At 61.3% G+C, this 15427-nt stretch carries 10 protein-coding genes and 1 tRNA gene; 3 read left to right on the top strand and 8 right to left on the bottom strand.

From position 1 onward, the window contains the following. Nucleotides 1-2: 2 nt before the first annotated feature. The 5 genes from JF616_08465 to glgX form a co-directional block, all read right to left on the bottom strand. Nucleotides 3-1046, bottom strand: coding sequence for a 3-deoxy-7-phosphoheptulonate synthase (locus JF616_08465; GenBank protein ID MBW8887775.1), 1044 nt, complete (start codon nucleotides 1044-1046; stop codon nucleotides 3-5). A 186-nt stretch (nucleotides 1047-1232) separates the two neighbouring features. Further along, entirely contained in the window at nucleotides 1233-1868 is a 636-nt protein-coding gene (locus JF616_08460; GenBank protein MBW8887774.1) for a YkgJ family cysteine cluster protein, read from the bottom strand. Then, entirely contained in the window at nucleotides 1861-3141 is a 1281-nt protein-coding gene (locus JF616_08455; protein MBW8887773.1) for a hypothetical protein, read from the bottom strand. Before JF616_08455 ends, JF616_08460 begins: the two co-directional genes overlap by 8 nt. Next, a complete protein-coding gene (locus tag JF616_08450; protein MBW8887772.1) occupies nucleotides 3138-4127 on the bottom strand; it encodes a Dam family site-specific DNA-(adenine-N6)-methyltransferase in 990 nt (329 codons plus the stop codon). Before JF616_08450 ends, JF616_08455 begins: the two co-directional genes overlap by 4 nt. A gap of 91 nt (nucleotides 4128-4218) precedes the next feature. Then, entirely contained in the window at nucleotides 4219-6570 is a 2352-nt protein-coding gene (gene glgX / locus JF616_08445) for a glycogen debranching protein GlgX (protein ID MBW8887771.1), read from the bottom strand. A 155-nt stretch (nucleotides 6571-6725) separates the two neighbouring features. Between glgX and JF616_08440 the strand changes: the two genes are divergently transcribed. After that, nucleotides 6726-6812: transfer RNA gene (locus JF616_08440), tRNA-Ser, on the top strand. A 75-nt stretch (nucleotides 6813-6887) separates the two neighbouring features. Here JF616_08440 and JF616_08435 read toward each other — a convergent pair. Further along, nucleotides 6888-9635, bottom strand: a complete 2748-nt coding sequence (locus JF616_08435) for a VWA domain-containing protein (GenBank protein MBW8887770.1) — start codon at nucleotides 9633-9635, stop codon at nucleotides 6888-6890. A 236-nt stretch (nucleotides 9636-9871) separates the two neighbouring features. Between JF616_08435 and JF616_08430 the strand changes: the two genes are divergently transcribed. Beyond that, nucleotides 9872-10507 (top strand): hypothetical protein, encoded by a 636-nt coding sequence (locus JF616_08430; protein ID MBW8887769.1) that lies wholly within the window; start codon nucleotides 9872-9874, stop codon nucleotides 10505-10507. Nucleotides 10508-10606: 99 nt separating this feature from the next. Here JF616_08430 and JF616_08425 read toward each other — a convergent pair whose 3' ends face one another. Next, nucleotides 10607-11848 carry an acyltransferase gene (locus tag JF616_08425; GenBank protein MBW8887768.1) on the bottom strand — a complete coding sequence of 414 codons (1242 nt, stop codon included), beginning with the start codon at nucleotides 11846-11848 and terminating at the stop codon, nucleotides 10607-10609. Between the two features lie 153 nt (nucleotides 11849-12001). Beyond that, on the bottom strand, nucleotides 12002-14368 hold the full coding sequence (locus JF616_08420; protein MBW8887767.1) for a S8 family serine peptidase: 2367 nt from the start codon (nucleotides 14366-14368) through the stop codon (nucleotides 12002-12004). Between the two features lie 339 nt (nucleotides 14369-14707). Here JF616_08420 and JF616_08415 point away from each other — a divergent pair, with 339 nt between their 5' ends. Continuing rightward, entirely contained in the window at nucleotides 14708-15421 is a 714-nt protein-coding gene (locus JF616_08415; GenBank protein MBW8887766.1) for a hypothetical protein, read from the top strand. The last annotated feature ends 6 nt before the right edge of the window (nucleotides 15422-15427 follow it).

The raw sequence follows: 15427 nt of genomic DNA, 5'->3' as shown, positions 1-15427 counted from the left end.
CCTTATGCCAGTCCCTGATAGGCTTCCAGAATCATCCGTTCGGTGGTTTCCCAACCAATGCATTCGTCGGTGATCGAAACGCCGTACTTCAATTGCGAACGGTCGCCCGGGATCTTCTGGCTTCCGCCGAACAAATTACTCTCGACCATGGCTCCCACCACGGCGGCATTGCCCGCCGCCTTCTGGGCCACCACGCTTTTCCAGACTTCTTCCTGAAGCTCATGCCGCTTCTGGGTATTGCCGTGGCTGCAATCCACCACCACGCGGGTCTCCAGGGAGGCTTTGCGTAATTGGGCCACGGCTTCGGCGATGCTTTCGGCGTCGTAATTGGTTTTGGACTTCCCGCCGCGCAGGACGATATGCCCGTAAGGATTTCCCTTTGTCTTCACGATGGCGGTGCGCCCTTCGGAATCCAACCCCAGGAAGTTATGGGGGAAGCGCGCCGAGATCAAGGCGTCCACGGCCACCTGGATGTTGCCGTCGGTGCCGTTCTTGAAGCCCACCGGCATGGAAAGCCCGCTCGCCATCTGGCGGTGCGTTTGCGACTCGGTCGTGCGCGCGCCGATGGCGGCCCAGGCGACCAGGTCGGCGATGTACTGCGGTACGATGGGATCGAGGAATTCGCTGGCGGCGGGGATGCCCATCCCGTTGATTTGCAGGAGCAGACGCCGCGCTTCGCGCACGCCCGTCGAGATGTCGCCGGATTCGTCCAGGAAGGGATCATTGATGAAGCCCTTCCATCCCACCGTGGTGCGAGGCTTCTCGAAGTACACGCGCATGAGCAGGCAAATCCGATCGGCGACCTGATCGCGCAAGCCTTTGAAGCGGCGCGCGTATTCCAGGGCCCCGTCCGTGTCATGGATGGAACACGGTCCGACGATGGCCAGGATGCGTTTGTCCGTCCCCGAAAGGATTTCCTGGACCGCCTTACGGCCGGCCAAGACCGTCGCGTTGGCGGCCTCGTCCATCGGCAGCATGCGTTTGAGTTCGCCGGGCGGGATCAGGGGAACGATCTCCCGGATGTTGAGATTCTCGGTGGCTTGCATGTTTTCCTTTCCCGACTTTCCGTACCAAACGAAAAAACCCCCGGGGCATCCCCGGGGGTCGAGTTTCCGTCGCCAGCGAACGAATTCCCTAACCCCCGGGGGTCTCCCGCCAGAAGAAGTAGGGAAAATACGCGGCAGCGATAAGCTTGTGCATGAGGTCAAAGATACCCCGCCCGGGCATCCCGGTCAACCGGATCCTGCGCCATGCGCCGCCAAGGCGAGGATTTCGGCGATCTTCGCGGCGCTGGTGGACCGCTTGCCTAGGAATACCGAGCGGATGCGGAGCGCGAGGGCGGCCAGTTGGGTTGCTTGGGAGGGCAGGAATGCTTCCGGGAAATCCGCCGCGTGCCCGCGCAGGAAACGGGCCGCCGCCCGCGCCGCTTCGAATTGCCGCTCGTCTTCCGCGGAAGGAAAACCGAAACGCCAGCGCTTGGCCTGGTTCGCTATGGCCGGCTTATCGTCTTCGGAAAGGCCCGTGGCCGGGAAGACGCGGCAGTCATAGGCGCGGCAAACGCGGGGCCGATGGGCGTAAATGGAACAGGCATTGTCCTTGAAGAAGGCGCAATGGCCCTTTTCATCGAAGCCGATAAGCCAGCGACCCTTCGATTTGCCCGGCGCGGGGAAAAGCAGGCGCTTGGGGATGTGCGCCAAGGTTTCCTTCTCATCGGATTCGATAGGGATGAAATACGAGGAAGTGCAGCAACCGCGGCACTCGCCGCAATCGACGGCCATCCCTTCGCCGGAACGCGCGGACGCATCCATGGCCCGCAGCCAATCCGTGAAGGCGAGGGTAGGCAAGGGCGGATCGTGATCGTTACGCATCTTCCACTTTCACGTTCTTCATCACCCAAGCCAGCCAGGCCCGTACCGTCGAGGCCCGTCGCTCCGGCGTCGACGCGCCCAGGCCCGTCGCCTCGCGCACCACCGCGGCCAATTCGCCGGCGGCGATCTTCTCCGCTCGGAATCGGCGTTCGGCCAATAGGCGCAAGGCCTCCCTGAGGCTGGGTATGCGGGCCATGGCCTCGAGCAGGGCCAAGGTACGCGCCGGCCGCGAGCGCAGCCGCTGGAAAGCTTCCCCTTCCTCCGTGAGGGCGAAGCCTTCGTCGCTCCGCCGCAGCAGGCCCAGATAGCAGCCGGCGTTGCCGTAGTAGTCGCCTTGCCGCTCTTCGAAGCCGAAGGCCTCGGCGATATCGGCCTTGGACTTGGGAGCATCCGCCGCCAAGCCTACCAAATCAACCACCTTATCCAAATCATTGGCCTGGGGGAAAGCGCCAATGGGCTCTGCGCCGATGGACACGCGCGCGAAAAGGGTCTTGAAATCCGCCGCCGCCCGCGGTTCTTCCAAGCAATAGGCTTTCCGGCGCACCAACGCCGCTTCCCCGAATTCCTGCCCGAAGGCGAACTCGGACAATTCGAATTGCCCGTTGCTGTAGGTGAAGAAAATCGGCACCACGCGTTTGCGCGTACGCTGGCTCCAATGCAGGTAGGGATACCACAGTTGGCGGATATGGAAATCCTCGCGACGGCCGCGCTTGGCTTCGATCAGGTAGACGCCGTCCTCGCCTTCGTAGCCCGCGTCGACCTCCATTTGCACCCGGGAAACCCCGATGGGAAGGCCGCGCTGCGGAGTGCGGAAGGAGAAATCACCGGAGAAAATCCGGCCCCGCAGGGTAAGGCACAGGCCGGGCTCCCCGCAGAAGGCGGCCAACAAGCCCGACAGGAAAGCGGAATCCAAGGCTTGGCTCTCGCTGGCCTCTTGCCCGCGGGGGAAGGTATCGAACCGGCCCAGGTCCATCTTTGCGGCGAAGGCGCGGGGAGGCAGGGGCTCGCCCTCGAAGCGGAAGAAGCTTTTCCGGTCCGGATCCGGGAAGAGGACGTATTTGCCGTTGCGGACCGGGAACAGGGCCGCGCCCAGATCCGCCAGGGCGGCTGGACGTTCGGCCAAGGTATCGATCTTGGCCATCAGCCGGGGTTCACGGCCCCCGTGCCGCTTCAGTTCATCCGCGGTGATCGCGAATAGGCCTTCGCGCTCCAATGTTTCCGCCACCGGCAAGGCGTCGCAAACGCGCTTCCAAGCCGCATCGCGCTCCATCATGGGCTGTAGTTCGTGATCACGATCTCGTTGATGCGCCCGCGGCCCTTGGCGACCGAGTTGATCGCGCGCGTGGCCGGTACCCTCCAGAAGGTCTTCCCGTAATCGGAGTAGGTCCGTTCGAAGAAATCGTCGGCGGGATCGGCATTGCGCGGATCGGAGTTGGAGAGCATCTGGTAGATGCCTTTGCGATCCAGGGCGCGGAAGAGGCCTGCCAGCCTTTCCTGCTCCGCATCGCCGAAGGCGAAGCGGCTGTAGGCCGTGAAGTTGGAGGTACGCGACAAGGGGCGATAGGGCGGATCGTAATAAATGAAGGAGCCCGGCTTCAAGAGGCCGCGGGGGCGGGCGTCCAGCGCGCCGAGTTCGCCGAAGTCGCCGAGGCGGATTTGCGCCTTGGCCAGCAACGCCGAAGCCGCGCGCAGATTATCACCATCGGCGATGGTCGGATTGGCGTACCGTCCGAACGGGGTATTGAAGCCGCCGCTCCGGTTCACCCGGAACAGCCCGTTATAGCACGTCTTGTTGAGGAAGAGCAGTTGGGCCGCCCGCTCGACCCAGGGTTCTTTCGCGTATTTCTTGTAGTTCATGTCAGGCCGGGCGCGGTTGAGGGCGGCGCGGACCTTCAAGTACCGATCCTGCCGCTTTAACGGGGAAAGTTTCCGGTATTCGCGTTCCATTTGCCCAAGGCATGAGAGCAAGGGCTCCACGTCGTTCTGCACCACCTTATAGAGGAGCACGATCTCCTCGTTGGCGTCCATCAGGAAGGCCCGGCGCATGGGATAGGCTTGCATCATGTGGAAGAACATGGCCCCGCCGCCCAGGAAAGGTTCGTAGTAATCGGTAACGCTTCCGTCGGAAAGGGCCTTGGGGAAAAAGGCCGAAAGCGCTTTGAGGAGTTGCCCTTTGCCGCCGGCCCATTTCAGGAAAGGCCTGGCTTGCCGCGCGGCGCGGCCACTTCGGGTCGGCTTGTTTTCGGGGATATCCGGCATGCGAGTCAGGAAGACCAATTCTCCGCCATCCCCCTTCGGTCCGGGGGGCAAATATAGCAACAGCGCCGAAGATAGCCGCCTTCAGTACGGTTCAATCCATGAGGATCACCGTAGCGCGGCCCGGGACCCGGTAGGCGCCGGGATTCTCCAAGCGGGCTTCCCGCCCGCGCGCCAGGAAATCCTCGCCGTCGGGCAAGCTCGTATCGGCCACCCGACGCCAGGCGCGGCCCTCGGGAACGAGGGGCAGGACGAAATCGCCTTCCTCGGGATCCATATTGAAGATGAAGTAGTACCTACGGGCCCGCCCCGGCCCCTGATGATGGCCATTGACGCTTCCCTGCGCCATCCCTGCGCGGCCCTCGGGCGGAGCGTCGGGAGCGCCAGGAGGGGTCTCCTGCGTCTCGTCCGCCTCCCAGGTCCATTCCGATCCGTCGAGACGGTAGGCGAGCCGCCGGCATTCGGTATCGTTCCATTGCAGATCCTTCCCGTCCTGCCCATACCAGGTAATGTCGGGAATGCCCCCCGGTCCGCCCTTGCCGAGGAAGAAGCGGCGGCCGTTGAGCAGGGGAATGCGCTTACGCAGGGCGATGGCGCGTTTCACGAACTCGACCATGGCCGCGTTGCGATCGGCGAGGCTCCAATCCATCCAGGCCAGGGGATTATCCTGGCAATAGGCGTTGTTATTGCCCCCTTGCGTGCGCAGCATTTCGTCACCGTGACCGATCATGGGAACGCCTTGCGAGAAGAGGAGCATGCAGAAGAAGTTCCGGGCCTGGCGGCGGCGCAAGCCTTGCACGGCTTGGTCCTCGCTCTCCCCTTCGGCCCCGCAATTCCAGGACAGGTTGTCGTTATACCCGTCGCGGTTTTCCTCCCCGTTGGCATCATTGTGCTTTTCGTTGTAGCTCACCAGATCGTTCAGGGTATAGCCATCGTGGCAGGTGACGAAATTGATGCTGGCGTCGCTGCTACGCCCGTCGTCGGCGAAGAGATCGGCCGAGCCCGTGAGGCGCCAACCCAATTCATTGAGCTGGCCCGCGTCGCCTTTGACGAACTTGCGGGCGCAGTCCCTGAACTTCGCGTTCCATTCCGACCAGCCCACCGGGAAGTTGCCTTGCTCGAAAGTCCCGCAATCCCAGGGTTCGGCGATGACCTTGGCCTGGTTGAGGACCGGGTCCTGGGCCAGGGCCTGGAAGAAGGGGCCGCGCGAATCGAAACCGTTCCAGAAGCCGCGCCCGCACACGGTGGCGAGATCGAAGCGGAATCCGTCCACATGGAATTCCTCCACCCAATAGCGCAGGCTATCGAGCGCCAGGCGCACCACCACCGGGTTCCCGAAATCGACCGTGTTGCCGCAACCGCTATGGTTCATGTAATAGCGCCGCGGTTCCGGCCCCGTTCCGGAGAGGGAGTAATAACCCCCGTTGTCCAGGCCCTTGAAACCGATCAAGGGGCCCAGTTCGTTGCCCTCCGCCGTATGGTTGTAGACCACGTCGAGGATCACCTCGATGCCCGCCTGGTGCAGGGCCTTGACCAGGGTCTTGAATTCCTCCACCTCGCATCCCGCCTCCTTGCGGCTGCCGTAACCGGGCTCCGGCGCGAAGAAGCCGTAAGTGTTGTATCCCCAATAATTGCCGCGGCCGTCCCGCCCTTCGTTTTCCGCCGGGAACTTGGCATGGATCGGGAGCAGTTCCACCGCGTTGATCCCGAGCGAAGCCAGCCAGGGGATCTTTTCGATGAACCCCAGATAGGTTCCGGGAGCCTTGACGCCGCTATTGGGATTGGCGGTGAACCCTTTCAGATGGGTCTCGTAAATGATCAGCTCGCCCATGGGGATGCGCGGCGGCCGGTCCCCTTCCCATTCGAAGGCCCGGGCGTAAGCGATGCACTTGGGGACGGCCGCGGCGCTGTCCCGCTCGTCCAGGGAAAAATCCTTATCGGGCGATAGCGGATCGTAAGGGAGCAGCAGATTGCCGTCGAAGCGGAACCTGCCCGCGAAGGCGCGGGCATACGGATCGATAAGCAGCTTGTTCTCGTTGTAACGCAAGCCCCGGGCGGGATTCCATTCCCCGCGGGCCCGGAAGGCGTAGAGCTGGCCTTCTTTCAAGCCCTCCACGAAGCCATGATGGATGAACCGGGTCCGGCCCGGCAAGCGGATAACCTCCTGCGCCTCCGATTCGACCGAATCGAAAAGCACCAAGAAAACCTCGCGGGCCTGGGGGGCATGGACGGCGAAATTGATCCCATCCTCATGGAGGGTGGCCCCGAGCCGCGTGGGGTAGCCCTCCCGCAAGGCGCGGGCCGTACTGGGGACGGTCCGTTCCTGGGGCTGGCGGAAGCGTAAGACTTTACGATGGGCCCTACCCTTGCGCTCGAAGGCTTCAACGGTGGCATACTCCCCGTCACGGCCTTTGGGCCGCACGCGGTAAGCTTTCTTGGAGGTCATGCGGGTCCTTTTTCAGGGGGCTGCCGGGCCTACGGGCCCCTTGGCTCGTTGAGAAGCGGAGTCCCGTTCAGGACCATGCAACGCTTCTAAGCCAGAAAATACGCCTGCGGGCCCTCGGCTCCAAGAACCGCGGATTTTTTTTTAAATTCCCCCCCGGAGATGTGGCAGAGTGGTCTATTGCGTCTGATTCGAAATCAGAAGTCCGTGAAAACGGTCCGGGGGTTCGACTCCCTCCATCTCCGTTCCCCCCTTCGCTAGGCGCCTCCGGCGACTAGGCGTCCTTTCCAGGGCGCCGTTAGTCTTTCAGGCTCTCCCGCTCAGTAATACCACTTGTCGTTGTACGCCTGGCAGCAGGCGCGCATGAAACCGAATCGGGTGATCTTGGTTTCCGCCGAAGCATGCGCTCCGGTCTTGAGGTTGCGTTCATAATGGAAGACGGCCTTGAGCACGTAGGCCCCGGTGCCCGCCATTACCCCATTGTCGGTGCGGCCGGTCCAGACGATGCGCTGCACGTATTGCGTCTGGCTGGGATCATGCGAGTCGCTTTCGATCTTATCGAGCAAGCTTAAGTCCGCATCCCCGATGTCTCCCGAGCCATGGACCACCACCTGGCCCAGGTTGGAGAAGATGGTGAAGTCGTAATGCACCGGCTGCTTGGTGAGGATGTGGATCACCGAACCCGCGAAGTTGCCGTTGTCCTGGGCCGCGCAACTCGGGCATTTTCCGGCGCTGGCATCGCCGGGAACCGGATATCCTTTGGAGTCGACGGGGATGAACACGGCATCGTTATTGACGGTGGCCGAACCCGCGGCCCCACTGCCCCGGGAACCATTGGCGAAGGTTACGTAGAAGTCCGAGATTTTCTGGCCTGGAGCCGGTCCGAACAAGGGTTCGAACAGTTTGCGCTTGGGCGCGATGCCGTTCGCATCCCGGGTCTCCCCGTTGTTGTTGATCGCCACCGAATCGCCGCCCACGGGTTTGTAATCCGTGCCGGATTGGATCCAGAAGGTCCAATGGCGGGCATCGGTCTTCTCCATTTTCGCGATGGGCAGATCCTTGCCGGTGAATTCCAAAGTGTCCCGTTTGAAGACCAACGGCTCAATGGAAGGTTCAGCCAGATTGATCGGCTCCGAATAGGTCACAACCACCTTCGGCTGGTTGGTGGCTTTGTCCGTTGTCACCTCGGCGGATACGATCACCGGCGGCACCGAATCGTCCACCCTGAACGTCGCGTCGACCATGGGAATGTCCGCTTGGCGGTAGGTATGCCCGGAGGAATCGGCGTTGGCCACCGAGGTCATCCCGAAGGGGAACGGGTTCGAGAGGGTAACGATGAGGGAGTTATGATCGTCGCCTCCGCCCGCGGCAGGGGCGAACTTGATTTCCCCGCCTGTGGCCGTGCGTTCGGCGCTTGCCCCGGTCGCATCCACGATCTTGAATCCCAGTTTGGCGGGCAGGACAGGCAGGGCGTCCAGGAAGCGGATGGTCACCGTTTCGATGCGCCCGTCGCCGTTCAGATCCCGGTAGGCGGCCTTGTCGAAATCGGGCCCGTACTTCACGCGCACGCGCGCGCTGGCGCTGTCTTCCCGGATATACGGATTGTGGTAGGAAAGGATAATCGTCTCGCCATGATCGACCTGCAGCTTGCCGTCCCCGGGATGCTTATCGACGGTCTGATGCTCGAATGGCCGTGAGCCGGTCCAGGTGGAATCTTTTTTGTTGGCGGCGGTATTCAGCACCGCTTCGAGATCCTTCTGGGAGGTGGCGGCGCTCTGCGTCTGGATCAGCACGTTGAACGAGTCCAGGGAGACGTTGGTGGTCAGGCTATAGCGCACCGCGGTATCGTTGATGGTGTATGGCTTCCCGGACAGGTTGAGCGTATCGCCCTTGTTGTTGTAGACCAGGAGCTCGGGCAGGGCGCGGCAGGACTGCTGCAGAGTGAGGTCATCGGGCCGGGCGACGGCGCGGACGATGGAGAAATGCACGTCCTGGGTAGTACCCCCGTATCCGTACTCGGTCTTGACGAGGATGTCGTTCACCCCTTTAACCAACTCCAAGGGGCCGGGCATCTGCAGGGTGTACGCCCCCGAGTCCGGCAGGGCCGCATGGTGCGCCGCATCCACCTGGAACACGACCGAATCCGTCAGATTACGAACCGTCGTTAGGGTAGGCGTGGCGCGGCGGAACAGTTGCTTGGCGAGATCGTTGGTCAGGTAGCTGGCCAAGGCGCCGACATCGCGGATATGGAAGAACGTCCCATGGGTATGATCGGAAATGTCCTGCATGTCCTTGAAGTTGGCTTCATTGTCCCCGAGGTAAATGCTGTGCACCACCGGAAGGCTGTCCCAATACTGCTTGTACAGGTACGGATTGCTCACGGGAAGGTTGGGCCGCCCGTCCGAGACGAAGATGATGAATTGCTCGTCCTTGGGCTTGCGCGATTGGGCCAGCAGGCGGCGCGCCTCGGTGAAGGCGACATGATAGTTGGTTCCTCCCAGATGCGCTTTCATTACGATGGAGGACTTGATGGAGTCGACACTGGCGGAAGTCAGGGGCGTCAACTTGTCCGAAACCGAATCGGCTTGCGAAGAGAATAGGACGATGCCTACGTTGATGCCCTTACCGCCCTTTACCAACGCGCTATCCAGGAAGGTCCGCAGGGCGGGGCCGCGCAGCTTGTGGGGATCGCCGCTGATGCAACCGGGATCCTCGGTTTCCGAAGCCGGGAATTCGCAGTAGCGCGGGACGCCATCCACCGTTTGGATGCTGTCCATGGACGCGGTATTGTCCATGATGAGAACGATGTCGGGAGCGGTGGTGTAATTGTACGAACTGTCGCAGATGAGGAATCCGTCGCTGCGGATGGCGGCCGCATCCAGCGGAACGTAAAGGGTATCGCCTTCGATCTTCGATTTATCCAGGCATCGCAACACGGGTTTCACCTCGCAAATGCGACCGGTTTCGCTCTGGGCCGCGGCCCGTCCGGCCAACCCCGAGGATAGCGCCAGGGTAATGAAAGCGGATGCAATCGGGAAGCGAAGGCGGGAAAGCGCGAATGCGGGCATGATGCTCCTAAGGATACGGCATAACTTATACGCGTCAGGAACGCAGCTTTTCGCGACGTATTCCCGGGAAGCGGAACTGCGCGTTCCAATGCGCCAGTTGTACCATCGGTCCTCAAATTGCCTATTACGGGATGAAAAAACCCGAATCTATTCGGCATTGCAACGGGAATATTCTCGCATAAGATTCCCTTCGGGGTTACATTATGTCCATTCCTTGGCAGGAAGGTCTTCACTCAATGATTAAGGGACGCGCGCAATCCCTATTGACCCTCACCGGAGCGGTAGGCACCGTCTGGATGCTGGGCTGTATGAACCCCACGGACTCCTCGCAAAGCAATGCAACCCTGGCCATGAGCCAAAGCGGTTCGGCGGACTCCTCCGATCATGGGGGTGGGGTCGGTAAGACCACCATCTGCCACATCCCGCCCGGAAATCCTGCCAATGCCCATACCATCACGGTCGGCAATCCCGCCGTGAAGGCCCATCTCGCCCATGGCGACAAGCTAGGCGCTTGCAAGGATATGCCTCCCGCAGCCAAACCCTGCTCGGACAATCCCGGCACAAGCGCGTCCCATGATGGGCTTGCCCTTGACCGCTCCGGCGGTAAGGTCGCAATTTGCCACATCCCCCCGGGAAACCCGGCCAATGCGCATACCATCGTGGTGGGCGCGGCGGCGGTGAAGGCCCATCTCGCCCATGGCGATTATCTCGGCACCTGCAAGGCCGAGACCACTCCCGCCATGTCGGTGGATTGCGGCAGCGGGAACGGCCACTCTGGCGGTAACTCCGGCCACGATACGTCCCATGACGGCGGAACCGGCGGCACTCCCCCGACCGATACCTCGACTACCGGCGGCGGACTCCACTTCTGATTCCACTCTCGGATTGAAGTAAAGAACGGCGGCCACCCGGCCGCCGTTCTTATTTTATGGGCCCCATTTTAAAGGGCCTAAAGTTCCTGAAGGTCCCGATTAAACCGCGGGATGATCGGAAGAGAGCCTTCGGCTCAAGGCGGCCTGGCCCGATTGCGCGGGATGCCCCGCCATGGGACCGGCTTGCATGGAAGCGGCGCGACCGGAATCCCTTCCTGTCTGCGCCACGCGCAGGCGGAAAAGCCGGGCGCCCGGGACCCTGGACCAGTCCACGATCGGTTTCTTGGGAAGACCCAAGTAGAACCGTAAGCGGGGGAAATCCTCCAACAGCCATTGGGTGGTCCAGGCCAACAGATACGATCCGGCGACCACCAGCAGAATGCGGTTCAGGTAGTCGAAGATGGTGACCTCCCAGAGCAGGTAGTCCACCAAACGCAAAACGTGGGTATGCGCCAGGTATACGAAAAACGTGAAAGGCGCTACGTGGGAAAACAAGAAGCGCCCGAACGGGGAATCGTACACGCGAGCCGCCAGGATGGACTTGTACTTCATGAAAAGGATCAGGGAGGAAAGGCAATAGAGCACCACGGACCAGCGATTGAAATGATCGGTATCGGAAAGCCCCTTCTCGTTCCAGATATTGCCCAGGAATTCCCCGATCATCAGGGCCAAGGTCGCCAACCAGAATCCCACGATTTTCCGCCCGCTCCAGCGGCCCACCGACCCGATGAGGAAATCCTTGTTCCACGCCGCATGCATGCCGGCGAAGCAATAGAGCCAATGGAATGCCAGGAGATTGGGGTGGATATTGGGCAGCTGTATCCCCGCGAGTTGCAGGTAGGTTTCGACCGGGGACATGAGGGCCAGATGGAGCACCAGGAAAAGGGCCATGAATAATCGGGATCGCCCGAGCTTATACAGCAGGGGATAAACCAGGTAAAACTGGAAAATGACGATGACGAAATAATATTGGTAATCGAAACCGTCCAGAAGCAGGAAACGCAGGAAGAGGAGGCCGGCGGCGCGCGGATCGGATGCCCAAGGCATGCCCAGGATGAATTCCTGGTGGCGGAAAGCGGTGAGAAGCGACCAGATCAGAAAAGGCGCCAGGATCTTGGACAGCCGGTATCGGTAGTACTCCCGCAGCCGTAAAGGTCCGTCACGAAGCTGGAGCGTTAGCCCGAAACCGGACAGGAAGAAGAAAAGCGGAACGGTGAAACGGGTGAGCTGATCGAGCACCGCGGAAAGGAAGGAGAGCGAGAGGAATTCGCGATGGACGGCGAAGCCTTCGACCCATACGTGCACGCAGTGAGCTACCACGACCAGGATGCTGGCGAGCACCCGCAGGAACTCTCCGTCTTTTTTGGTCAGTAGAAAAGCAGGACCTGTCGTGGAATACAGTAGTCGCTCCCGAAATACGGAAAACTAAATCCGGGTCTGTTCCTTTGTAAAATAAACGCTTTCCATGGCAACCGCCCGGAAACCGTCTCCCGGTCAACGGGCGGTCAGGAAGATTCCGTCCGCGCGCACCCGCCATCCATGGAAACCGGCGGTGAGGGAGGCCAGGGACGGCGCCGCGCCCAAGGCCGGGGCTTCCATCCATTTCCTGGTAAGGAGGGTAACGCGCCCTGCCGCATCAACGGCGGAGATTTCGATCAGGTGCCGGCCGGACTCCATACCGGGCGGAAAGCGGAAAGCCCGCCCTCCCAGCATCCATTCGCGCGCGACGGCCGGGAAGCGGGCGATCGGGACCGGGTTGGGATCGGCGGGATCGACTTTTATGGTGAGAAGGCTTCGCAGGGTGGTCGGCCCCTCGGCGACGAATCGCATCACGTAGGATCCCGCTTGGGCGTCAGTGGGGGTCCAGATGAGTTTGCCCGCGCCATCGATCCCCACGCCGGAAGGAAGGCCGAGCACCGAGTAAGTGTAGGGGGCCTGTCCCAGCGGATCGACGGAAAGGGAATATTCCACCTGGTTCCCCGCCTTCCAGGCCAAAGTAGTGGAGTCGGTTACGCGGAGGCTCGGCAGGTTCTCCAGGTAGAATTGCAAGCCCTTATACATATCCAAGCGGCCGCCCGTAGCGACCTTGCCTGCCAGGGAAGCCATGGTATCCACTCCGGCCAGGACGCGGTCCCTGGAAAAGGGAACTCCCATCCGATCGCAAGCCAGGCGCAAGAGCCCAACGTAGGCGGTAACATAAGGGGCCGCCACCGAAGTACCATCGTAATGATGATAGCCATGTTCCGCCGCCGGATCCTGATTGGGGATCTTTAGCAGGATTTCATCCACCTTCAACGAGCGTCCGGTAGGCGAGAACAGGTTGGATAGGGAGGTGCGGAAACGCAAGCGGAAACGGGAACCGTCCACATCGCCCAAGGCGAAGGATTGGTAGCTGCTCCCGGATACCTGGCCCCCGTAGACGGCAAGCGTACTCCAATTGCTGCTATCGACCTTGTTGTACTCGAGAATCAAGGCATCATACTTGTTCGCGGCCTTGAAGTCCTCGCGGAACATGAGGACGCCGCCCTTGATGCCCCGCAGATCCAGGGTATCCAGGGTCGTGATGGAGGCGTTGGCCCCGCCGACCCATTCGAGGGATTGGGCCCGCTCTAAAGGCGCGACCTTGGTGAGCCTCCACGAGCCCACGGTATCCCATCCGATGGTATCGGTCTCGAAATACGAACCCCAAGGATAAAGGGGATCGGGCATGGAACAAGTGGTAATGAACTCACCGGGCGCGGCCAAATGGACCGTGGTATGCCCCCAATTGGAAAAGTGGCTGAGAAGCCCCCCGGGGCCGTGGGAGGCCACGACGATGATGTTATTGAAAGGGTAACTCGCAGGATACGTAGGATGGAGGTTCAGATCGATGCTGTCGTTGCCGGCCGCGACTATGATCGGGACGCCCGCGGTTTGCGCGGCCTGGAAGGCGGCCTTCATCGCCGCGTTGTCGGCGCTGCCGCCGATGCTGAAATTGATGGCCTTGGCCCCATTGCGCACCGCGTATTGGATGCCCTTGGCGATCACGGCCTCGTCCCCATGACCGCTGGCGTCCAAAACCCGGATGGGCATGATACGCGCGTGGGCCAAGGCCCCCGCGATGCCGATCTGGTTGTCGAATCCGGCGGCCATCACCGAACTGGTGATGGTCCCGTGCCCATGCACGTCCAGGGGATAATTGTCGTTATCGACGAAGTCCCAGCCGATCGAATCGTCCACGTAGCCGTTGCCATCGTCATCGACGCCGGGCTTCCCATGGGCCTCGGCAGCGTTGATCCAATTGCGGCCTTTCAAATCGGGATGATTGAAATCGAATCCCGCATCCACGTCCGCCATGACCAGCGAATCGCTGCCCGAGAACTTGTCCCATACCTTTTCGATGTTAACATCGATTCCCGCCTGCGCCGCCAGCCCCTGTACGGTGACCCCGGTGTTATGGATGGCCCATTGCGGGGCGGCGAGCACTTGCTCGTCCCCGGGTAGGTACTGGGCATGCGCGGAAGCGGGGGCTTCCAATGCCAAGCCTTTACCGGCCAACGCCTCGGCCAGCTTTTCGCCCAGATGGCCCTCGCCGGGCGACAATTTCCCGCCGGCCAGGTCCTGCATCAAGTCGTATGAGATGCACAAGCGGCCGTTCCGGACCTCCCAGTGCCGGGTCGAGTCCATATGCATATGCGCGGTTAAGGCCTTGAAGGCGGCCAGACGGGGCCCATCGATACCGAAGGAGCCCCAAAGGAAAGGCGCGGAAACGGCCGGAATCGGTTGATGGGAAATCTTAGGAACCCAAGGAATACGCGAAGCCGTTCCGGCCCAAGCCATTCCCATACCGGCTGCCCAAAGCCCGGCGATACGTACCGACACCAGAATCCCCATCCCGTTGGAAAAGTATATCCCGGGGCCGCGGAAAAGGCCCCATCCGAATATCGCAAATCGGGCGAAGTTGGACCATTGGGAGAGGTTAAGGGTTTTAACCTCTTGCGGCATTGCCGGAACTTGGGAGGGAACCCGAAGTACCCAATTTCGATCGAAATCGAACGCTTGCCACAAGCGAGGGCCGCGGCTAAAATGCGGCCCGCTTCCGGGGTTATGAGGCTATATTATGGGCTGAAAATGCGGCCGTTTTACCGCGATGGCCGAATTGGAAGGGGTTCCGATTTTATGAAAACATTCGCCAGATCTCGGATTGGATTGGCGGCCGCCATGGGATTGCTCGTGGCTTGCGCCACCTCGAACAAAGAGGTCTCCCAAGCACCGCGGTCGGACGATTTGCTGGAACTGTTGACCGGTTTCGGGGAATCCCTTTCCAAGCGCAACTTCACCAAGGCCGTCGATTACATGGTGCCCGAGGAAAAGGCCCTCATGCTCGAGGGAGGCGTCGTGCCTCCCGAAAAGCAGAAAATGCTGATGGCCCTCCCTCTGCAACGATTGATCCGCAGCCCTGCCGTGCGGGTTGAGAACGGCCATATCGCTGGCATCTACGGCTTGCTGCCCAACCTGAAACAAGGCGAAGCCACCGCGAACATGGCTTCCAATGAAAGCAGCGGCGTGCCGGATTCTTCTTCCCCGAGCGCCGCCGCCGCTCCCCAGGGCCCCATGGCTTCGGAGGCCGCCGTCGCTCCCTCCCAGGAGGACGATATGGCCGCTTCCATGGCCGCCTCCGCGGGAAACCCGAACGACCCGCAGCTCAAGTCCGCCGTGAACAAGTTCTTCTCGGCGGTAAACCGGAAAAACTGGTCCGGCGCCCTGGCCATGATAAACGAGAACGAGCGCAAGCTCCTACTGGACGATAAGGGCCGGTTGAAGGAATCGTCCAAGCATCGCCTGGCCCAGATCGATCAGAAGAACCGCGAAGCGCTTACCCTGCAAGACGGGAAACTGACGGGCGTAACCCTGCTGTTACCGAGCGCGGACTAGTTCCGG

The organism is Fibrobacterota bacterium, from assembly GCA_019509785.1.
In the GTDB taxonomy this organism is placed as follows: Bacteria; Fibrobacterota; Fibrobacteria; order UBA11236; family UBA11236; genus Chersky-265.
Note: the sequence above shows the minus strand (reverse complement) of the source record. Positions and strands in the feature narration are given on the sequence as shown.